The organism is Streptomyces sp. CNQ329 (assembly GCF_000482585.1).
Genome location: NZ_AXVU01000013.1, coordinates 116351 through 135990 on the forward strand (window position 1 = coordinate 116351; position 19640 = coordinate 135990).

Below are 19640 nucleotides of genomic sequence, written 5' to 3' on the forward strand. Positions count from 1 at the left end.
AGCTCCCGCGCGGGGCCGTGGGTGCCCCAGTGGGGGGCCGCTTCTACGCGCGTAGGGGGTGACGGGCTAGGCTCGTCGCGTGAACGCATCCACTCCGCACGCCGCCCCCGACGCGGCGGCCGCAGCCGACCGCCTCCGCGAGCTCACCGGGGCCGAAACCCACGACGTCGCGCTCGTGATGGGCTCCGGCTGGGTGCCCGCGGCGGAAGCGCTGGGCGCGCCAGAGCACGAGCTGCGCATCACCGACCTGCCCGGCTTCCCGCCGCCCGCGGTGGAGGGCCACGCCGGGCGGATCCGCTCGTACCGGCTGGGCGGCAAACGGGCGCTGATCTTCCTGGGCCGTACGCACTTCTACGAGGGCCACGGCGTCGCCTCCGTGGCGCACGGCGTGCGCACGGCCGCGGCGGCGGGCTGCAAGACGGTGGTGCTCACCAACGGCTGCGGCGGGCTGCGCGAGGGCATGCGCCCCGGCCAGCCGGTGCTGATCGGCGACCACATCAACCTCACCGCGGCCTCCCCCATCGAGGGCGCGCGCTTCGTCGACCTGACGGACCTGTACTCGCCGCGGCTACGGGCGCTGTGCAAGCAGGTGGACCCCAGCCTGGAGGAGGGCGTCTACGCCCAGTTGCCGGGCCCCCACTACGAGACGCCGGCCGAGATCGAGATGCTCCGCCGCGCGGGCGCCGACCTGGTCGGCATGTCGACGGTCCTGGAGGCCATCGCGGCCCGCGAGGCGGGCGCCGAGGTGCTGGGGATCTCGCTGGTCACGAATCTGGCGGCGGGCATGACGGGCGAGCCGCTGAGCCACGAAGAGGTGCTGCAGGCCGGGCGCGACTCGGCGGCCCGGATGGGTGGCCTGCTGGCCGAGGTGCTGCGGCGGATGTGACGCTTCGGGCGGCACGCGCCGGGGCGTACGCCGCGACGGGCCGGGGACGGACGGAGAGGACCACAGTGACTGAGGACGGCGACCGGTGACCACGGACCCGAACGCGGACCCGAACGCGGGCGCCGCCGAAGAAGCCGCCGGAGACGGCGCGGGACTCGCCGCGGAGGACTCCGCGGGGGACCCCGCAGGGCTCACCGCGCGGGCCAGGGCATGGCTGGCGGAGGACCCCGACCCCGACACCCGGGCCGAACTCAAGGCCCTGCTGCGCGCGGACGACACCGCCGCCCTCGCCGACCGCTTCGCCGGCACGCTGCAGTTCGGCACCGCCGGGCTGCGCGGCGAGCTGGGCGCGGGGCCGATGCGGATGAACCGGGCCGTCGTCATCCGCGCCGCGGCGGGGCTGGCCGCGTACCTGAACGACCAGGGCGCGGGCGGCGGCCTGGTGGTCGTCGGCTACGACGCCCGGCACAAGAGCCACGCCTTCGCCGAGGACACCGCCGCCGTCATGACCGGCGCCGGCTTCCGGGCCGCGGTCCTGCCCCGCCCGCTGCCGACGCCGGTGCTGGCCTTCGCCATCCGCCACCTCGGCGCCGTCGCCGGGGTCACCGTCACCGCCAGCCACAACCCGCCGCGCGACAACGGCTACAAGGTCTACCTCGGCGGAGGTTCGCAGATCGTCCCGCCCGCCGACGCCGCGATCGCCGCGGCCATCGCGGCGGTGGGCCCGCTCGCGGAGGTGCCCCGTCCGGCGGGCGGCTGGGAGGTGCTGGGCGAGGAGGTCGTGGAGGCGTACCTCGACCGGGCCGCCACGGTCGTCGCCGCGGGCGGCGCCCGGAAGGTACGCACCGTGCACACCGCGCTGCACGGCGTCGGCGGCGCCACCCTCGCCGCCGCGTTCACCCGCGCCGGCTTCCCGGCCCCGGTGCCGGTCGGGGCGCAGGCGGAGCCCGACCCGGATTTCCCGACCGTCGCCTTCCCCAACCCGGAGGAGCCGGGCGCGATGGACCTGGCGTTCGCCGCGGCCCGCTCGGCGGATGCGACGGGTTCGCCGGTGGACGTGATCATCGCCAACGACCCCGACGCGGACCGCTGCGCGGTGGCCGTACCGGACGCGGAGGCCGCCGCGGGCTGGCGGATGCTGCGCGGCGACGAGGTCGGCGCGCTGCTGGCCACGCACCTTGTACGCACACGGGCCACCGGCACCTTCGCCGCGTCCATCGTCTCGTCCTCCCTCATGGGCCGGATCGCCCGGGCCGCGGGCCTGCCGTACGAGGAGACGCTGACCGGCTTCAAGTGGCTGGCCCGGGTCGACGGCCTGCGCTACGCCTACGAGGAGGCCCTCGGCTACTGCGTCGACCCGGAAGGCGTCCGCGACAAGGACGGCATCACGGCGGCCCTGCTCGTCGCCGAACTCGCCGCCGGGCTGAAGGCCGCCGGCCGCACGGTGCAGGACCTGCTGGACGACATCGCGGTGGAGCACGGCCTGCACGCCACGGACCAGCTCTCCGTCCGCGTGGAGGACCTGGACGTGATCGCGACGGCGATGCGCCGCCTGCGCGAGTCCCCGCCGGCGTCGGCGGCCGGGCTGCGGGTGACGCGGGCCGAGGACCTCTCGGCCGGCACCCCGGCCCTCCCTCCGACGGACGGCCTCCGCTACACCCTGGCCGGCGACACGGCCCGCGGCGTGGAGGGGGCCCGGGTGATCGTGCGCCCGAGCGGCACCGAACCGAAGCTGAAGTGCTACCTGGAGGTGGTGGTCCCGGTCGCGCACGGCCACAACGGCCTCCCGGCGGCGCGGGCGACGGCGACGGCGGTGCTGGCGGAGCTGAAGGCGGACCTCTCGGCGGCGGCCGGCCTCTGACACCGCGCCGGGGGGGCGGCGCGGCGGCCGATGCCCCCGACCGGAGTCCGCCGGGGACCGGGCTTCAGCCGGCGGCGATGACGACGATCAACGCCACGGTCCCCGCGACCGCCGGGGCCAGGATCTCGTACGCCCAGCGCACCGACACCGGCCCCTGTGCGCCCTCGCGGTCCGCGTACATGTGCGCCAGCTCGCGCAGCTCGCGGATCGACTTGTCGGCCGTCGGCGTCAGGTCGCCGGCCCCCGTGTCCAGGTCGCCGGAGCCCGTGCCCCCGGGGCGGCGCATGGCCGGGTCCGTCAGGGCCGTGCGGCTGGACGGGGTGAACAGCCCGCCGCCGGCCGCGCGGTCGCGGCGGCGGTTGGCCTTCTTGCGGGCGCGCAGGGAGACGGGGATGGCCCACATCTGGTATGTCGCGTCCTCGGTGACGACCTCGCTGGAGTAGCCCGCCCGGATCTCCTCGACGCGCCCCCACGGCACCACGATCGTGCGGAACGGGTTGCGCACCCGCAGCCGCTCCTCGCCCGCATACACCACCGGCCGCAGCGTCAGCGACACCACCATCGGCACCCCGGCGACCAGCGCGGCAGCGGCGGCCGCCCGTGCCTGCCCGCCGCCGCGGACCAGGGCGTCGACACCGAGCCAGCCGCCGAGGGCGAGCAGCAGCACGCCGGCGGCGATGCCGGCGACGGAGCGGTAGGCGCGGTCGGCGTACTTCGGCCGGGCGGCCGGGGTGTCCTTGCTCATGCCGCCGATTGTGCCCGACGGCCCCGATGCGGACATCGCACCGGTATTGCGGTCCCGCATCGATCCGCCGGGAGCGGATGCCCACTCCCGGGGACGCTACGCGGGTAGATATGCTCGGGTGGTGACCATGTCCCGCATACCCCTCGCAGCCGCGGGCCCCCCGGCGTCCCTCGCGGACGTGACGGCCTCCGACGGCGCGCTCCGCCGCTTCCTGCACGGTCTGCCCGGTGTCGACCCGGTCGGGCTGGAGGCCCGTGCCGCCGCCCTGGGCACCCGCTCCATCAAGACCACGGCCAAGGCGTACGCCCTGGATCTGGCGGTCTCGATGATCGACCTGACGACGCTGGAGGGCTCCGACACCCCCGGCAAGGTCCGCTCGCTGTGCGCCAAGGCCCGTACGCCGGACCCCACGGACCGTACGACGCCCGAGGTCGCGGCCGTCTGCGTCTACCCGGACCTGGCCGCCGTCGCCGCCGAGGCGCTGGCCGGATCCGGCGTCAAGGTCGCCTCGGTGGCCACCGCCTTTCCCTCCGGCCGGGCGGCGCTGGAGGTGAAGCTCGCCGACACCCGGGCGGCGCTGGCCGCGGGCGCGGACGAGATCGACATGGTCATCGACCGCGGCGCGTTCCTCGCCGGCCGCTATCTGGAGGTCTACGAGCAGATCCGCGCGGTGCGGGAGGCCGCCGCCGGGGCCCGGCTGAAGGTGATCTTCGAGACCGGCGAGCTGTCCACGTACGACAACATCCGGCGGGCGAGCTGGCTGGGCATGCTGGCCGGCGCCGACTTCATCAAGACCTCGACCGGCAAGGTCGGCGTGAACGCCACCCCCGCCAACACCCTGGTCCTGCTCGAAGCCGTACGGGACTACCGCGCGGCCACCGGCGTGCAGGTCGGCGTGAAGCCCGCGGGCGGCATCCGTACGGCCAAGGACGCGGTGAAGTTCCTGGTGCTCGTCAACGAGACGGCCGGGGACGACTGGCTGGACAACCGCTGGTTCCGCTTCGGCGCCTCCAGTCTGCTCAACGACCTGCTCATGCAGCGGCAGAAGCTGCGCACCGGCCGCTACTCCGGCCCCGACTACGTGACCGTGGACTAGAGGGGGACCGAGATCGCATGACCACTGATCACCAGCTCTTCGCGTACGCGCCGGCGCCCGAGTCCCGCTCGATCGTCGACATCGCGCCCAGCTACGGCCTGTTCGTCGACGGCGAGTTCACCGAGGCCGCCGACGGCAGGGTCTTCAAGTCCGTCGCCCCGGCCACCGAGGAGGTGCTCTCCGAGGTCGCACGGGCCGGTGAGGCCGACGTGGACCGGGCCGTGGCCGCCGCCCGGCGGGCGTTCACGTCCTGGTCGGCGCTGCCCGGCGCGGAGCGCGGCAAGTACCTGTTCCGTATCGCCCGCATCCTCCAGGAGCGCTCGCGCGAGCTGGCGGTCCTGGAGACCCTGGACAACGGCAAGCCGATCCGCGAGACCCGGGACACCGACCTCCCGCTGGTCGCCGCGCACTTCTTCTACTACGCCGGCTGGGCCGACAAGCTCGGCTACGCCGGCTACGGCCCGGATCCGAAGCCGCTGGGCGTCGCCGGCCAGGTCATCCCGTGGAACTTCCCGCTGCTGATGCTCGCCTGGAAGATCGCCCCGGCGCTGGCCTGCGGCAACACCGTGGTGCTCAAGCCGGCCGAGACCACCCCGCTGTCCGCGCTGTTCTTCGCCGACATCTGCCGCCAGGCCGGGCTGCCCAAGGGCGTGGTCAACATCCTCCCCGGCTACGGGGACGCCGGCGCGGCGCTCGTCGCGCACCCGGACATCGACAAGGTCGCGTTCACCGGCTCGACGGCCGTCGGCAAGGAGATCGCCCGGTCCGTCGCCGGCACGGACAAGCGGCTCACGCTGGAACTCGGCGGCAAGGGCGCCAACATCGTCTTCGACGACGCGCCGGTCGACCAGGCCGTCGAGGGCATCGTCGGCGGCATCTTCTTCAACCAGGGCCAGGTGTGCTGCGCCGGCTCCCGGCTGCTGGTGCAGGAGTCGGTGGCCGACGAGGTGCTGGAGGCGCTGAAGCGGCGGCTGGCCACGCTGCGCCTCGGCGATCCGCTGGACAAGAACACCGACATCGGCGCCATCAACTCCGCCGAGCAGCTCGCCCGGATCACGGAACTGGCGGACGCCGGGGCCGCGGAGGGCGCGGAACGCTGGACGGCTCCGTGCGAACTGCCCGGCAGCGGCTACTGGTTCGCGCCGACGCTCTTCACCGGCGTGACGCAGGCGCACCGCATCGCGCGGGAGGAGATCTTCGGCCCGGTGCTGTCGGTGCTGACGTTCCGTACCCCCGCCGAGGCGGTCGCCAAGGCCAACAACACGCCCTACGGGCTCTCCGCCGGGGTGTGGACGGAGAAGGGCTCGCGGATCCTGGCGATGGCCGACCGGCTGCGCGCCGGCGTCGTGTGGGCGAACACGTTCAACAAGTTCGACCCGACCTCGCCCTTCGGCGGCTACAAGGAGTCGGGCTTCGGCCGCGAGGGCGGTCGCCACGGGCTGGAGGCTTACCTGCGATGACACAGGCGGATGCGAGGCTGTCGGTCCACAAGACCTACAAGCTGTACGTGGGCGGGAAGTTCCCCCGCTCGGAGAGCGGGCGGGTGTACGAGGTGTCCGACGCGAAGGGCCGCCGGCTCGCCAACGCGCCCCGGTCGTCGCGCAAGGACGCCCGTGACGCGGTGGTCGCCGCCCGCAAGGCCGTCGCCGGCTGGTCCGGCGCCACGGCGTACAACCGCGGCCAGGTCCTCTACCGGGTGGCCGAGATGCTGCAGGGGCGGCGCGAACAGTACGTCGCGGAGGTCGCCGACGCCGAAGGGCTGTCGAAGGCCAAGTCGGGGGCGCAGGTGGACGCGGCGATCGACCGCTGGGTCTGGTACGCGGGCTGGACCGACAAGGTCGCCCAGGTCACCGGCGGCGGAAACCCGGTCGCCGGGCCGTACTTCAACCTCTCCGCACCCGAGCCGACGGGCGTCGTGGCGATCGTGGCGCCCCAGGAGTCGGCGCTGCTGGGGCTGGTGTCCGTGCTCGCCCCGGTGATCGCCACGGGCAACGCTGCGGTGGTCGTCGCCGCCGAGGAGCGCCCGCTGCCGGCGCTGTCGCTGGCGGAGGTGCTGGCCACGTCGGACGTGCCGGGCGGTGTCGTCAACGTGCTCTCGGGGCGTACGGCCGAGATCGCGCCGACGCTGGCCGCGCACCAGGACGTCAACGCCATCGACCTGACGGGCGCGGACGCGGAGCTGGCGCGGGAGCTGGAGGTCGCGGCGGCGGACAACCTGAAGCGGGTGCTCCGTCCCGCGCCGCCGTACGACTGGACGGCGGATCCGGGGACGGGCCGGCTGACGGCGTTCCTGGAGACCAAGACGGTCTGGCACCCGACGGGCAGCCTGGGCGTGAGCGGCTCGGCGTACTGACGGCCTCCGGCCGGGGCCGCGGCGGGCGTACGCGACGAGGGCGCGGAGGGCACGACCACGCCGTGGCGCCCCTGCCCTTCGCACGGCGCCGCGGGCTCAGGGGCGCCGTCCACCTCCCGCCGCCCGCGCGCCCGCGGCCGGGCCTCCGCATGGGCGCGCCGGGCGCCGCGGCTGCCGTGCCCCCGGCCCGCGCGGCACCCGTACCGCGTACACGAGCCGGGGCCGGACGCACCCCCCGCGCGTCCGGCCCCGGCTCGTCCCCCGTGCTCCCCCGAGTCCTCCGGCGCCCCCGGCCCCGTACGGTCTCGCGGTTCTCCCCCGATCCCCCGTTATCCCCCGGTTTCCCCCGTTTTTCCCCTCCCGTGGCCCGAGGTCCCCCCGTCCCCGGTCATCGGCCCGTCAGGCCACGAGCTCCTCGAACGACTCCTCCCGGTCCCGCCCGAAGCTCAGCGCCTCGTCGTCGCGCAGCCGGCGCAGGGAGCGCCAGATGCTGCTCTTGACGGTGCCCACGCTGATCCCCAGCACGTCGGCGATCTCCGGGTCGGTCCTGCCCTCGTAGTAGCGCAGCACGAGCATCGTGCGCTGCATCTCGGGCAGCCGCGCCAGCGCCTGCCAGAGCACCGTGCGCAGCTCCGTGCCGCGCATGGCGTCCGACTCCCCCGGCGCCTCGGGGAGTTCCTCGGTCGGGTACTCCGCGAGCTTGCGCCGGCGCCAGGCACTGATGTGCAGGTTCGTCATCGTGCGGCGGAGGTAGCCCCCCACCGCGGCCTTGTCGCTGATCCTGTCCCACGCCCGGTAGGTGGAGAACAGCGCGCTCTGCAGCAGGTCCTCCGCCTCGAACCGGTCGCCGGTCAGGTGGTAGGCGGTGGCGTACAGAGAGGCGCGCCGCTCGGCGACGTAGGCGGTGAACGCCGCGGTGCTGTCAGCCTCCGCGGCGGTCCCGGCCTGCGTGCCGACCGTTTCCCCCGGCACCTCTCCGTACGCCCTCTTCTTTCCCCCGTCCCCCCCGGTGTCCCCCCCCGGGTCCGCGGCCGGTCCGGTCCCCACCGGCATGGTGCCGGTCCCCCCGGGGCCCGTGCTGCCCGCGATCGCGACCATGTACGAAGGACGACGCCCGGTGCCGCGACCACACCCCCGAGCGTTCGCGGCACCGGACTCACCCGACCCGCGCGAGGCGCGGGCGGGAGCCAGCCCTTCGGCACTCCCCCCCTTGGCGTGCAGGCGTGTGTGAACCGCTGCGCCGGTGGTGCTGTCGTGCAGTGCGTTCATCTCACGCCCCCGTCGGTGGAGTCTGCTTCGGTCGGCCCTGCTGTGCCGGGCTTGCCCGACGTCCAAAATCCTGGCGGCCCGACTTCATCGCGCTGTCCGCCGACTGTCACAGGCGTGCAACAGGGGCCGCCGCCCCTGACACCGGCCTTTTCCACAGGCCGTGATGACGCCGAACTCGCCCCTTCCGGCGCTCCCTGCCAGAATGACCCGCGTGCCTTCTCTGTTGCTGATCGAGGACGACGACGCCATCCGCACGGCGCTGGAGATGTCCCTCTCCCGCCAGGGCCACCGCGTGACCACCGCGGCGACCGGTGAGGACGGGCTCAAGCTGCTGCGCGAGCAGCGGCCCGACCTGATCGTGCTGGATGTGATGCTGCCGGGCATCGACGGCTTCGAGGTGTGCCGGCGTATCCGCCGCACCGACCAGTTGCCGATCATCCTGCTGACCGCGCGCAGCGACGACATCGACGTGGTGGTCGGGCTGGAGTCGGGCGCCGACGACTATGTGGTCAAGCCCGTGCAGGGACGGGTGCTGGACGCCCGGATCCGCGCGGTGCTGCGCCGCGGCGAGCGGGAGACGACCGACTCGGCCACCTTCGGCAACGTCGTGATCGACCGCTCGGCCATGACCGTCACCAAGGACGGCGAGCATCTGCAACTCACGCCGACGGAGCTGCGGTTGCTGCTGGAGCTGAGCCGCCGGCCCGGCCAGGCGCTCTCCCGCCAGCAGTTGCTGCAACTGGTCTGGGAGCACGACTACCTGGGCGACTCCCGGCTGGTCGACGCCTGCGTCCAGCGGCTGCGCGCGAAGGTCGAGGACGTGCCGTCCGCACCGACCCTCATCAAGACCGTTCGCGGCGTGGGCTACCGGCTGGATCCGCCCTCGTGAGTCCGGGCCCCGCCGACGCGCCGGGGCGGCAGGGGCTCGTACGCGGCTGGGCGGCGGGACTGCTGCGCTGGATCAGCCTGCGACTCCGCCTGGTCATCGTGTTCGCGCTGGTGGCCCTGGTCTCGGCGGTGTCGGTGGCCGGCATCGCGTACTGGCTCAACCGGGATTCGGTGCTCACCCGCACCCAGGACGCGTCGCTGAAGGACTTCCGGGAGTCGCTGCAGGACGAGAGCGGCGAGCTGGACCTGCGGTCCGGCTGCACCGACCTCGCCAAGGCCGCGCGCCGGCTGTCGAGCACGACGCAGAACTTCGACGTCATACTCATCTCCGGCGGCGAGAGCGGCGTCGGCGAGCCGGGCTGCATGGAGCGCTCCGACCCGTCGTTCACGCTGCACGACGTGCCGGAGACCCTGAAGACGGCGGTCGACCAGCGGCGCCAGGACAGCAAGTGGCCGTACCACCTGTACTGGCAGCGGGTGACGATGGACGGCACGCCGTATCTCGTCGGCGGCGCCCGGGTGATCGGCACCGACTGGACCGGCTACATGTTCAAGTCCCTGGACCCCGAGCGCCGGGACCTCAACTCGCTGGCCTGGTCCCTGGGCATCGCCACCGGGCTGTCCCTCATCGGCTCCGCACTGCTCGCGCAGGGCGCCGCCTCCACGGTGCTCCGGCCCGTCCAGCGGCTCGGCGAGGCGGCGCGGCGGCTCGGCGAGGGCAAGCTCGACACCCGGCTGCGGGTGACCGGCACCGACGAGCTGGCCGATCTGTCGCGGACGTTCAACCAGACCGCGGAGCGACTGCAGCAGCGGGTGGAGGAGTTGAGCGAACGGGAGAAGTCCAGCCGGCGGTTCGTGGCGGACATGTCGCACGAGCTGCGGACGCCGCTGACCGCGATGACCGCGGTGTCCGAGGTGCTGGAGGAGGAGCAGGAGAACCTCGACCCCATGATCGCGCCCGCGGTACAGCTCGTCGTGCAGGAGACCCGGCGGCTCAACGACCTGGTGGAGAACCTGATGGAGGTGACCCGCTTCGACGCCGGCACCGCCCGGCTCGTCCTCGACGACGTCGACGTCGCCGACCAGGTCACCGCCTGCATCGACGCCCGCGCCTGGCTGGACGCGGTGGAACTGGACGCCGACCGCGGCATCGTCGCGCGCCTGGACCCGCGGCGCCTCGACGTGATCCTCGCCAACCTCATCGGCAACGCGCTCAAGCACGGCGGCTCCCCCGTGCGGGTGTCGGTGCACACCACGGCGGACGCGCCCACCGCCGGCGATCTGCTGATCGAGGTCAAGGACAACGGCCCCGGCATCCCGGCCGAGGTGCTGCCGCACGTCTTCGACCGGTTCTACAAGGCCGACACCGCACGGCCGCGCTCCGACGGCAGCGGCCTCGGGCTGTCCATCGCGGTGGAGAACGCCCGGATCCACGGCGGTACGATCACCGCGGCCAACGACCCGGCGGGCGGGGCGGTGTTCACGCTGCGGCTGCCGCGGGACTCGTCGGCGGCGGCGGAGGCCCTGGAGCAGGAGGACGAGTGAGGGCGGCAGCCTCGAACCGGCCGGTCTTCGCGGCCCTAGCGGCGATCGCCGTGGCCGCCGTCGCGCTGGTGGCCACCGGGTGCGGGATCCGGCCCACGTCGGTGCCCGTGGACGCGGGCAGCGCCCCGTCGCGGGCGGAGTGTGCGCCGGGCGGCCCGTCGCCGGCGGCGAGCGCGGCGGACGGCGAGACCCTGCGGACGGTGTACCTGGTGTGCGGGGCGCGGCTGGCGCCCGTGCCCCGGAGCGTCCCCGGCGACCTGACCGGCACCGCTCTGGCGGCGCGGCTGCTCGCGGAGCTGGAGCGGGACCCGGCCGACGAGGAAGAGCGGGCCGGCTACTCCACCGCCGTCTCCGGGCTGCGGGTGCGGGACGGGCACCCCGGGGACCCGGCGGGAACGGTCCGGCTCAGCCGTGACCCGCACGGGCTGGGCTCCCCGACGCTGGCGCAGCTCGTCTGCACGTACGCGACGGGCCAGGAGCGTACGGCGGTGCTGGCGGGCCCCGGCGCGGACGACCCTCCGTACACGTACCGCTGCACCGACGACGCGCTGAGGGCACCCGAGAACACCGTGGGCGAGCCCGCCACCTGAGCGTTTCCGGTCCGCGGCGGGCCCGGTCACCGGAACCGCACTCCGACGGCGGATGACGGGAACCGTACGGGTCGGTAGCGGCGTCCTTGCCTGCGTGCAGCGCCATGCGACGGGCGGTACGGCCGCCCTGAGATTCCGGGTGGCCGGCGTTGTCCTCCTAGTCCTGCATCTGATCGCAGTCTGGTGGTTTACGCTCCGCCCCAACGCCGTGCCGTGGGTTGACGCGGCGAATCTGCGACCGCTCACCACGATCCGGGCGGAGTTCGACGACGACCCCTGGTCCGCGCTGCGGTACACCGTCGAGTCGCTGCTCGTGCTGGCCCCCGCGGGGGTACTCCTGCCGTTGATCCGCGGGCGGCTCACCGCATCGGTGATCGGCTCCTTCACCCGTACCGTCTTCGCCGGCTCGATGCTGGCGCTGGTCGTCGAACTGCTGAAGACCACGGTGCCGGGGCAGGTCGCGAACGTGGACACGATGCTGCTCTACATCCTGGGGATAGCGCTGGCGCATCTGGCGGTCGTCCCGGCCACGCGGTCGTGGCTGCGCAGACGGCACCCGGCGGGCCGGGCGGCGGGTACGGCGCACGCGGAGGAGGCGGCCGGTACGGAGCGGGCGGGCGAGGGGCGGGCCGACCGTGCGAAGGACGGAAAGGCTCAGGGCACGACCCCGAGGATCACCAGGGTCGAGATCGCCCCCTAGAGCGACGTTTCATCCGGCTTGTGTGCCTACGGTGGAATCACCGGCCCACACGACGCGGGCCGCGAACGCCGACCCGAGGGGTGACACAGCCATGGCCCTGCCGATGAGACCGCGTGACGGCCGGATGATCGCCGGGGTGTGCGCGGGCCTGGCCCGGCACTTCGGCACGACCCCCACCACGGTGCGGGTGATCTTCCTGGTGTCCTGCCTGCTGCCGGGCCCGCAGTTCCTGCTCTACCTGGTGCTGTGGGTGATGATGCCCGGCGAGGAGAAGACGCACAGCCCGGCCTGGTGAGGACGGACTCCGACGACACGAAGCCGGGGCCGGCATCCGCTGCGGATGCCGGCCCCGGCTCGTCGTGCGTACGGCAGTCAGGCCGGCAGGGTGCCCGCGGGGAGCACGCCGGTCACGGCGCCGAGCCGGCCGAGGCCCGGCGGCTGGGCATGGGCGGTGCCCTTGTTGCCGTTCAGGTGGGAGCCGGTGGCCGACGCCAGCGGGGAGGTCAGCTGACCGACCGGGTCGGGCAGACCGGGGACGGTCGTGGCGGAGGCGGTACCGGCCGCGGCGGCGGCGAAGGCGGCGCCGAGCAGTGCGGTACCGACGATCTTGCGGGTCTTCATGGGATTCAGGTCCTCGTCCTTGCGGATGTCGAGCGGCAGGGGGAAACGCTGCCAGCCCGGCATCACCGCGGCAAAGGCCGCCCCGCCGCCCGGAAATTGGCCCGTACGGCCCCATCCGCGGATCGTAGGACCATCGCCACACGGCCGGGCGGGCGTCCCCCTGCGCAGGTCAGAGCCGATCGGGGCCGGTCAGTGGAAGAGCCACTCCGACTTCAGCCCGGCGTATCCGGGCTTGATGACCTCGTTGATCATCGCCAGCCTTTCATCGAAAGGAATGAAGGCCGACTTCATGGCATTGACGGTGAACCACTGCATGTCGTCCAGCGTGTAGTGGAACGTACGCACCAGTTCCTCGAACTCGCGGCTCATGCTCGTGCCGCTCATGAGCCGGTTGTCGGTATTGACCGTGGCGCGGAAGTAGAGCCGGCGCAGCAGCCCGATGGGGTGCTCGGCGTACGAGGCGGCGGCGCCGGTCTGAAGGTTGGACGTCGGGCACAGCTCCAGCGGGATCCGCTTGTCGCGCACGTACGCCGCCAGCCGGCCGAGCTTGACGGTGCCGTCCTCGGAGACGTGGATGTCGTCGATGATCCGTACGCCGTGGCCGAGCCGGTCGGCGCCGCACCACTGCAGCGCCTGCCAGATCGACGGCAGGCCGAACGCCTCGCCGGCGTGGATGGTGAAGTGGTTGTTCTCGCGCTTGAGGAACTCGAAGGCGTCGAGGTGGCGGGTGGGAGGGAAGCCGGCCTCGGCGCCGGCGATGTCGAAGCCGACGACGCCCAGATCGCGGTAGCGGTTGGCGAGTTCGGCGATCTCCAGCGAGCGGGCGGCGTGCCGCATGGCGGTGAGCAGCGCGCCGACGCGGATGCGGTGCCCGGCGGCGTGCGCGCGCCGCTCGCCCTCCCGGAAGCCCTCGTTGACCGCCTCCACCACCTGCTCCAGGCTCAGCCCGTCCTGGAGGTGCTGCTCGGGGGCGTAGCGCACCTCGGCGTACACGACGCCGTCGGCGGCCAGGTCCTCGGCACACTCGGCGGCGACCCGCACCAGCGCGTCCCGGGTCTGCATCACGGCGCAGGTGTGGGTGAAGGTCTCCAGATAGCGCTCCAGCGACCCGGAGTCGGCGGCCTCCCGGAACCAGTCGCCCAGCTTCGCCGGGTCGCTCTCCGGCAGCCCGGAGTAGCCGGTCTCGCGGGCGATGTCGACGACGGTGCCGGGGCGGAGGCCGCCGTCGAGGTGGTCGTGGAGCAGCACCTTGGGCGCACGCCGGATCCGCTCGGCGTCCGGCACCGCCGCCCCCCGCCCCACCCCGGCCACCGCGTCCCTGCCCTTGTCGTCCGCCATGCGGCACCCCTCTCTCGTCACGATTTGCGCCATCCTACGCGCGTAGAGACGGCCGATGGCGGTGCCCGACGGTGCCCGGCGGCGGGCGCCGACCCCGGGTGCCGCGGCGGCGGGCGGACCGGCGCGGGGCGGCGGAGGCGCTTAGTGGCCGCGGCGCGGGCCCGCAGCCGGGGCGCTCGGCCGTGCGCGGGCGCCCCGGCGCAGCGCGCCGGGTTGAGCGGCCTGTCGCGGTGCCCGTCCCGTCAGGCGGTCCCGTCCGGCGCGGCAAGGCGGCGTCTGCCTCCGCCAGGGCCGGGGAGGCCATACGGCGGCGGCGATGCGGTGGTGACGGCGCGGGACGGCGGCCGGCCGGGGCGCTCGCCGGTGCACTGGGCGCCGCGGCACAGCGCGGCGGAGACGCGGTCGTGGCCGCGGCCCGGGACGGCGGCCGGGGCGCTCGGCCGCGCGCGGGCGCGGCGGCGCGCTTGCGTTCGGGCGGGTGGCATCAACCCCGGGCCCTCGGTGTCCTTGTCGCGACGGGGCGGCTTGCCGCGGACCCCGGCGGGGCGTGTCCGGGCGCCGCCAGCGGGGCGACGCGCGTCGCGGTGAGGGCCGGAGCGCGGGCGGGGCGGAGGGGTCGCCTGCGGGAGCACCGTGTCGGGGCGTCACCCCCGGGCGCCGGGAGCCGGGCCCGGGCGTTCCCCCGGCGGACCGCCGGGGTGCGTGCGTGCGCACTCTGCGGGACCCGTCGCCGGGGTACGAGCACCCCCGTCCGCCGCCGGTGCGGACGGGTAACTGCCCCCGGGCGCCAGGCCGGTCGGGGTTCCGGGTGGTGCAGACCACTGGGCATGGAGGCAGGGCATCTGGAATCGTGCTGCCATGCCCGAGAAGACCAGCGTGAACCGCCCCGCCCGGCTCGGACGTGCCACCGGGGCGCCCTCCGCGCAGGCGGTGGCGCTGCTGCTGCCCGCGGGCGAGGGGGAGAGCAGCCGGCGGCCGTCGCCGTTCGCCGCCGCCTCCGTGTGGTCGCTGGCCCGCCGGCTCACGCGCGCCGGTCGCGGCGAAGGGCTCGTCGCGCACACCGTGCACTACCGCTGCCGGGGCTGGAACGGCGAGGCGGCGGACGCCGCGCAGGATGCGGAGTGGGCGCTGGAGGAGGTCGTACGGCGGTACGGGGACGTGCCCGTGGCGCTGGTCGGCACCGACGTCGGCGGCCGGGCCGCGCTGCGCGCCGCCGGGCACGAAGCGGTCGTCTCGGTGCTGGCGCTGGCGCCGTGGCTGCCGGACGCGCAGGCGGCGGACGCCGAGCCGGTACGGCAGTTGAGCGGGCGCACCGTGCTGCTCGTGCACGGCACGGACGACGCGCGCACGGACCCGGACCTGTCGTACCGGCTGGCGGTACGGGCGAAGAAGGCCAACAGGGACGTGTGCCGCTTCGAGGTGCACTCCGACGGCCACGGACTCCATCAGCACCGGCCCGAAGTCCTCGCCCTGGCCGCCGACTTCGTCAGGGGCTCGCTCTTCGGCCGCCCGTACAGCCGGCCGCTGGCCGACGCGCTCGCCGCACCCCCGCCGATCGGCCTGCGGATGCCGCTGGCGGCGGGCTTCGCACCGGCATAGAGCCCGCCACGACGAACGCCGAAAGCCGCGCGGGCACCCGACGCCACGCACACGCCAGACGCCCGGCGGGCACCGGACGCGGGCAGGCACCGGAAACCGGGCGGACACCGAGCCGGAAGAACGCCGGAAGCCGGACGCACAGGACACCGAACGCCGAGCCCACGCCGCGCCGGACCACGCCGGAACACCGGAAGCCGGACGCGCGCGAGCCGGGCGCCGGGGCGGCGCCGGCTGCTGACCGGGCGGCCGTCGCGAGCCGCCCCGCTGTCCCGGCGGGCACCTCGCCGAGCGGCCCACCGTGCAGGGGAGCACCACCCGGCGCAGGGCACGCCGTGTGGAGCCCTCCGGCCCCGCGCCGAGCGGTCCCGCGCCGAGCGGTCCCGCGCCGAGCGGCCCCGCGCAGCGGCCCTCAGCCCGCCAGCAACTGCCCCCGACGTCCCAGCAGAAACCGCCGGAACGCCCCCACCGGCGCGCTCTCCTGCTGCCCCGCCACCCACGCGACCCCGATCTCCCGCACCGCCCGTGGCGCCGTGACGTCCAGTTCCACCACCCCCGGTCGCGGTACCGCGGGCGGCGGCAGCAGCGCGACGCCGAGACCCGCCGCGACCAGCCCGCGGATCGTCTCCGCCTCCTCCCCCTCGAACGCGATCCGCGGCACGAACCCCGCCTGCGCGCACAGTTCCTCCATCATCCGCCGCATCCCGTAGCCGGGCTCCAGCGTCACGAACGGGTCCTCCGCCACCTCCGCGAGCCGGATCCGGCGGCGGCCGGCGAGCCGGTGGTCGTCCGGGACGACGAGCCGGAGGCGCTGCGCGTCGAGGCGCCGCGCCTCCAGGTCCGGCGCGTCCGGCACCGGCGAGGTGAGGCACAGGTCCAACTCGCCGGCCCGCAGCCGCTGCAGCATCCACTCGCCGTAGTTCTGCACCAGCGCGAAGCGCACCCGCGGATGGTCCTTGCGGAACTCCCGCAGCAGCCCCGGCACGGTCTCGGAGCCGAGGGTGTGCAGGAAGCCGAAGGCGACCTTGCCCGTCTCGGGGTGCGCGTCGGCGCGTACGGCCTCGGCCCCGCGGGCGACCTCGGCCAGCGCGCGGTCCGCGTACGCGAGGAAGTCGCGGCCCGCGGTCGTCAGCGACAGCGTGCGCCCGCGGCGGGCGAAGAGCGCGACCCCCAGGTCGGCTTCGAGCCGCACCATCGCCCGGCTCAGCGTCGGCTGCGGCACACCGAGCGATCGGGCGGCGCGCGTGACGTGCTCCTCGCGCGCGACCGCCGCGAACTGCGCGAGCCGGGGCGCGAGCACCGCGCCCCACTCCTCCGGCTCGCCCGCCGAGATGTCTTCCCGATGACGGAGCCGTGACATCGGCCTCCGCGACCTCTGCTCATGCACCACGGCATCGATTATCGCCGTTTTCCGCATTGGACGCATGAGCGGGAGGCCCCGTACGTTTCTTGTCATGCCCTCCGATACCGGGGCGCTTACGCACCCTGTGAGCGCCCTCACCGATGTGCCTGCCAAGCACGCCCCCGGCGAGTCCGGCTACCGCCGCGTCCTCCTGGCGCTCTTCGCCGCCGGCGTCGCCACCTTCACGCTCCTGTTCTCCACCCAGGCCCTGCTGCCCACCCTCTCCGCGGACCTCGGCGTCAGCCCCGGCGCCGCCAGTTGGACCGTCTCCGCCACCACCGCCGCCCTCGCACTGGCCGTGCTGCCGCTCAGTGCCGTCTCCGAACGGTTCGGCCGGCAGCGGACGATGACGTGGTCGCTGACGGCGGCCGTGCTGCTGGGTCTTGCGATGCCGTTCGCGCCGGACCTGGGTGCGCTCATCGCGCTGCGCACGCTCCAGGGCGCGGCGATCGCGGGGATCCCGGCGTCGGCCATCGCGTTCATCGCCGAGGAGGTACGGGCCCGGGCGGTGATCGGCGCCGTGGGGCTGTTCGTCGCGGGCAACAGCATCGGCGGGATGGCCGGCCGCATCCTCACCGGCTGGACGGCGGACGCCTGGGGCTGGCGCACGGCGCTGGCCGCCGTCGCCGTGGTCTCCGTGCTCTGCGCGGTCGCCTTCCGCGCGCTGCTGCCGCGCGCCCGGCACTTCACCGCCGCCCCGCCGGCGCCGCGGGCGCTCGCGCGGACCGTACGGGGGCATCTCTCCGACGGGCTGATGCGCCGGTTGTACGCGATCGGGCTGCTGTTCATGACCGTCTTCGGCTCGGTCTACACGATGATCGGCTACCGGCTGGCCGGCGAGCCCTTCGGGCTGTCCGCGGGTCTCATCGGCTCGGTCTTCGTCATCTACCTCGTCGGCACCGGCTCTTCGGCCGCCGCCGGCCGGCTCGTCGACCGCCTGGGCCGCCGCGGCACCCTGTACGCCGCCGCCGGCACCACCGCCGCCGGACTGCTGCTGACGATCGGCGACTCCCTGGCCGCCGTGCTGGCCGGGTTGGTGCTGCTCACCGCGGGCTTCTTCGCCGGGCACGCGGTCGCCTCGGCCTCCGTCAGCCACGCGGCGAAGACCGGCAAGGCGCAGGCGTCGGCGCTCTACCAGGTCGCGTACTACGTCGGGAACAGCGCGGGCGCCACCGCCGGCGCGATCGCCTTCCACGCGGTCGGCTGGAGCGGCGTCGTCGTCCTCGGTCTCACGGCCCTCACCGGTGTCACGGGCATCACCGTTCACGCCACCCGGCTGGCCACCGCGGCGACCCGCACGGCAGCGCGCGCGGAAGCCGGGGAGGAGCCCCGCGCAAGCCGGCGCGTGCAGGTCCCCGCCCGCCGCCCCGCACGCCGTGAACCGACAGGTCAGCCGATACGTGCCGGGCTCGCCCGGACCGTCGAAAGCACCGGCGCGGAGACGATCCGGTAACGGGTTCGTTGCCGGAGGTTCAGCTTGTTCTACGCGCGTTACGATGCCCCCGAAGCAGCGCCGAAAAGAGGCGCTTCGCCAAGACGAAGGGGAAGTCCTCTTGCGCCGGGTAACCAAGATCGCCGCCGCGGGCGTGGCAACCGCGGCTCTCGCTTTCACCAGCGCTGCGTGCAGCAGCGACAGCGGCAGCAGCGACAAGGGCGTCGGCCTCGCGTTCGACGTCGGCGGCCGCAGTGACGCCTCCTTCAACGAGTCGGCGGCCCGCGGGTACGACAAGGCCAAGAAGGACTTCGACCTCGGCGGCAAGGAGCTGACCGCCCGCGACGGCGAGACCGAGGCCGACCGCGAGCAGCGCCTCACCTCCCTCGCCGAGGCGGGCTACAACCCGGTGATCGGGGTCGGCTTCGCCTACGGCAAGTCGGTCAACAAGGTCGCCAAGGACTTCCCCGACACCACGTTCGCCGTGATCGACGAGGCGTCGCAGGGGAAGAACGTGGCCGGCGTCACCTTCGCCGAGCACGAGGGCTCGTACCTCGCCGGCGTCGCCGCCGCGCTGAAGAGCAAGACCGGCAAGGTCGGCTTCATAGGCGGCGTGCACAACAACCTGATCAAGAAGTTCGAGGCCGGCTTCGTCCAGGGCGTCAAGGAGACCAAGCCCGACGTCGAGGTCGACGTGAAGTACCTCTACGAGAGCGACCTCAAGGGCTTCCAGGACCCCCTGCGCGCCAAGGGCATCGCCGAGGGCATGCTCGACGCCGACGCGGACGTGATCTACAGCGCCGCGGGCCTGTCGGGCACCGGCTCGATCGAGGCCGTGGCCGCGCAGGACGGCGCCTGGGCGATCGGCGTCGACTCCGACCAGTACCGCGACAAGGCCCTGGCCGACTACAAGGACGCGATCCTGACCTCGGTCGTGAAGAACGTCGACGTGGCCGTCTACGACGTCATCAAGAGCGTTCAGGACGACAAGCCGCTCACCGGTGACACGACCTTCGCGCTCAAGGACGACGGCGTGAGCCTGGCCACCTCCGGCGGGTTCATCGACGACGTCCAGGGCGACATCGACGCGGCCAAGAAGAAGATCGCCGACGGCGAGATCAAGGTCAGCGACACTCCCTGAGCACGGTGCGTGTCACGGGGTCCGGCGGACGGAGCGGGTCGACCGTCCGCCGGACCCTGTGCATCCGGTCTCCGGACTACGCGCGTAGCGTGATATGCCGTAACCCGCGCCCGTAACCCGCGCCGTCCGCACGGCGCTTCGGTACGTCCGCCGCCCCGCATCCACCGCCCTCGACGA

18 protein-coding genes are annotated in these 19640 nt (G+C 74.1%); 13 read left to right on the forward strand and 5 right to left on the reverse strand.

Annotated features, from left to right (window positions below):
• Positions 1 to 79: 79 nt before the first annotated feature.
• Positions 80 to 886: a purine-nucleoside phosphorylase gene (locus I003_RS0111405; RefSeq protein ID WP_027771650.1), complete on the forward strand. Its 807-nt coding sequence runs from the start codon at positions 80 to 82 to the stop codon at positions 884 to 886.
• A 214-nt stretch (positions 887 to 1100) separates the two neighbouring features.
• Positions 1101 to 2747, forward strand: coding sequence for a phospho-sugar mutase (locus tag I003_RS31965; protein WP_051368195.1), 1647 nt, complete (start codon positions 1101 to 1103; stop codon positions 2745 to 2747).
• A gap of 64 nt (positions 2748 to 2811) precedes the next feature.
• Here the strand turns inward: I003_RS31965 and I003_RS0111415 are convergent, their stop codons facing one another.
• Complete coding sequence (locus I003_RS0111415) at positions 2812 to 3492, reverse strand: PH domain-containing protein (RefSeq protein ID WP_027771651.1); 681 nt, start codon at positions 3490 to 3492, stop codon at positions 2812 to 2814.
• A 127-nt stretch (positions 3493 to 3619) separates the two neighbouring features.
• Here I003_RS0111415 and deoC point away from each other — a divergent pair, with 127 nt between their 5' ends.
• From deoC to I003_RS0111430, 3 genes are read left to right on the forward strand one after another with little or no spacing between them, the layout of a single operon-like run.
• Positions 3620 to 4588 (forward strand): deoxyribose-phosphate aldolase, encoded by a 969-nt coding sequence (gene deoC / locus I003_RS0111420; protein ID WP_037720659.1) that lies wholly within the window; start codon positions 3620 to 3622, stop codon positions 4586 to 4588.
• A gap of 17 nt (positions 4589 to 4605) precedes the next feature.
• Positions 4606 to 6048: an aldehyde dehydrogenase family protein gene (locus tag I003_RS0111425; RefSeq protein ID WP_027771653.1), complete on the forward strand. Its 1443-nt coding sequence runs from the start codon at positions 4606 to 4608 to the stop codon at positions 6046 to 6048.
• Positions 6045 to 6941 (forward strand): aldehyde dehydrogenase family protein, encoded by an 897-nt coding sequence (locus tag I003_RS0111430; RefSeq protein WP_027771654.1) that lies wholly within the window; start codon positions 6045 to 6047, stop codon positions 6939 to 6941. Before I003_RS0111425 ends, I003_RS0111430 begins: the two co-directional genes overlap by 4 nt.
• 399 nt (positions 6942 to 7340) lie before the next feature.
• Here the strand turns inward: I003_RS0111430 and I003_RS31970 are convergent, their stop codons facing one another.
• A complete protein-coding gene (locus I003_RS31970) occupies positions 7341 to 8210 on the reverse strand; it encodes a SigE family RNA polymerase sigma factor (protein ID WP_027771655.1) in 870 nt (289 codons plus the stop codon).
• 211 nt (positions 8211 to 8421) lie between these two features.
• Here I003_RS31970 and I003_RS0111440 point away from each other — a divergent pair, with 211 nt between their 5' ends.
• The 5 genes from I003_RS0111440 (at position 8422) to I003_RS0111460 (ending at position 12228) form a co-directional block, all read left to right on the forward strand.
• On the forward strand, positions 8422 to 9099 hold the full coding sequence (locus tag I003_RS0111440; RefSeq protein ID WP_027771656.1) for a response regulator transcription factor: 678 nt from the start codon (positions 8422 to 8424) through the stop codon (positions 9097 to 9099).
• Complete coding sequence (locus I003_RS0111445) at positions 9096 to 10643, forward strand: sensor histidine kinase (protein ID WP_027771657.1); 1548 nt, start codon at positions 9096 to 9098, stop codon at positions 10641 to 10643. The genes I003_RS0111440 and I003_RS0111445 overlap by 4 nt, the downstream gene beginning before the upstream one ends.
• Before the next feature lie 65 nt (positions 10644 to 10708).
• Positions 10709 to 11233, forward strand: coding sequence for a hypothetical protein (locus I003_RS0111450; RefSeq protein ID WP_027771658.1), 525 nt, complete (start codon positions 10709 to 10711; stop codon positions 11231 to 11233).
• 52 nt (positions 11234 to 11285) lie between these two features.
• Entirely contained in the window at positions 11286 to 11933 is a 648-nt protein-coding gene (locus tag I003_RS0111455; protein WP_027771659.1) for a VanZ family protein, read from the forward strand.
• A 91-nt stretch (positions 11934 to 12024) separates the two neighbouring features.
• Positions 12025 to 12228 carry a PspC domain-containing protein gene (locus I003_RS0111460; RefSeq protein WP_027771660.1) on the forward strand — a complete coding sequence of 68 codons (204 nt, stop codon included), beginning with the start codon at positions 12025 to 12027 and terminating at the stop codon, positions 12226 to 12228.
• Between the two features lie 77 nt (positions 12229 to 12305).
• Here the strand turns inward: I003_RS0111460 and I003_RS0111465 are convergent, their stop codons facing one another.
• Together I003_RS0111465 and I003_RS0111470 are read right to left on the reverse strand one after the other, a co-directional pair.
• Positions 12306 to 12617: a hypothetical protein gene (locus I003_RS0111465; protein WP_486584184.1), complete on the reverse strand. Its 312-nt coding sequence runs from the start codon at positions 12615 to 12617 to the stop codon at positions 12306 to 12308.
• Between the two features lie 126 nt (positions 12618 to 12743).
• On the reverse strand, positions 12744 to 13892 hold the full coding sequence (locus I003_RS0111470) for an adenosine deaminase (RefSeq protein ID WP_027771662.1): 1149 nt from the start codon (positions 13890 to 13892) through the stop codon (positions 12744 to 12746).
• Between the two features lie 858 nt (positions 13893 to 14750).
• Here I003_RS0111470 and I003_RS0111475 point away from each other — a divergent pair.
• Positions 14751 to 15491 (forward strand): dienelactone hydrolase, encoded by a 741-nt coding sequence (locus I003_RS0111475; RefSeq protein WP_027771663.1) that lies wholly within the window; start codon positions 14751 to 14753, stop codon positions 15489 to 15491.
• A gap of 409 nt (positions 15492 to 15900) precedes the next feature.
• On the opposite strand, the gene I003_RS0111480 is transcribed toward I003_RS0111475, so the two are convergent.
• The gene (locus I003_RS0111480) at positions 15901 to 16848 is read right to left on the reverse strand and encodes a LysR family transcriptional regulator (protein ID WP_106966275.1); all 948 of its coding nucleotides are present in this window, start codon (positions 16846 to 16848) and stop codon (positions 15901 to 15903) included.
• Positions 16849 to 16942: 94 nt separating this feature from the next.
• Here I003_RS0111480 and I003_RS0111485 point away from each other — a divergent pair, with 94 nt between their 5' ends.
• Positions 16943 to 18343, forward strand: coding sequence for an MFS transporter (locus tag I003_RS0111485; protein ID WP_106966276.1), 1401 nt, complete (start codon positions 16943 to 16945; stop codon positions 18341 to 18343).
• Positions 18344 to 18443: 100 nt separating this feature from the next.
• Positions 18444 to 19463 carry a BMP family ABC transporter substrate-binding protein gene (locus tag I003_RS0111490; RefSeq protein WP_027771666.1) on the forward strand — a complete coding sequence of 340 codons (1020 nt, stop codon included), beginning with the start codon at positions 18444 to 18446 and terminating at the stop codon, positions 19461 to 19463.
• Positions 19464 to 19640 lie beyond the last annotated feature (177 nt).

Excerpts from the sequence above, each read along its gene's own strand:
- I003_RS0111415 (WP_027771651.1), bottom strand. The coding sequence starts at position 3,492 with ATGAGCAAGGACACCCCGGCCGCCCGGCCGAAGTACGCCGACCGCGCC.
- deoC (WP_037720659.1), top strand. The coding sequence starts at position 3,620 with ATGTCCCGCATACCCCTCGCAGCCGCGGGCCCCCCGGCGTCCCTCGCG.
- I003_RS0111425 (WP_027771653.1), top strand. The coding sequence starts at position 4,606 with ATGACCACTGATCACCAGCTCTTCGCGTACGCGCCGGCGCCCGAGTCC.
- I003_RS0111430 (WP_027771654.1), top strand. The coding sequence starts at position 6,045 with ATGACACAGGCGGATGCGAGGCTGTCGGTCCACAAGACCTACAAGCTG.
- I003_RS31970 (WP_027771655.1), bottom strand. The coding sequence starts at position 8,210 with ATGAACGCACTGCACGACAGCACCACCGGCGCAGCGGTTCACACACGC.
- I003_RS0111455 (WP_027771659.1), top strand. The coding sequence starts at position 11,286 with ATGACGGGAACCGTACGGGTCGGTAGCGGCGTCCTTGCCTGCGTGCAG.
- I003_RS0111460 (WP_027771660.1), top strand. The coding sequence starts at position 12,025 with ATGGCCCTGCCGATGAGACCGCGTGACGGCCGGATGATCGCCGGGGTG.
- I003_RS0111465 (WP_486584184.1), bottom strand. The coding sequence starts at position 12,617 with ATGCCGGGCTGGCAGCGTTTCCCCCTGCCGCTCGACATCCGCAAGGAC.
- I003_RS0111470 (WP_027771662.1), bottom strand. The coding sequence starts at position 13,892 with ATGGCGGACGACAAGGGCAGGGACGCGGTGGCCGGGGTGGGGCGGGGG.
- I003_RS0111475 (WP_027771663.1), top strand. The coding sequence starts at position 14,751 with ATGCCCGAGAAGACCAGCGTGAACCGCCCCGCCCGGCTCGGACGTGCC.
- I003_RS0111480 (WP_106966275.1), bottom strand. The coding sequence starts at position 16,848 with ATGTCACGGCTCCGTCATCGGGAAGACATCTCGGCGGGCGAGCCGGAG.
- I003_RS0111485 (WP_106966276.1), top strand. The coding sequence starts at position 16,943 with ATGCCCTCCGATACCGGGGCGCTTACGCACCCTGTGAGCGCCCTCACC.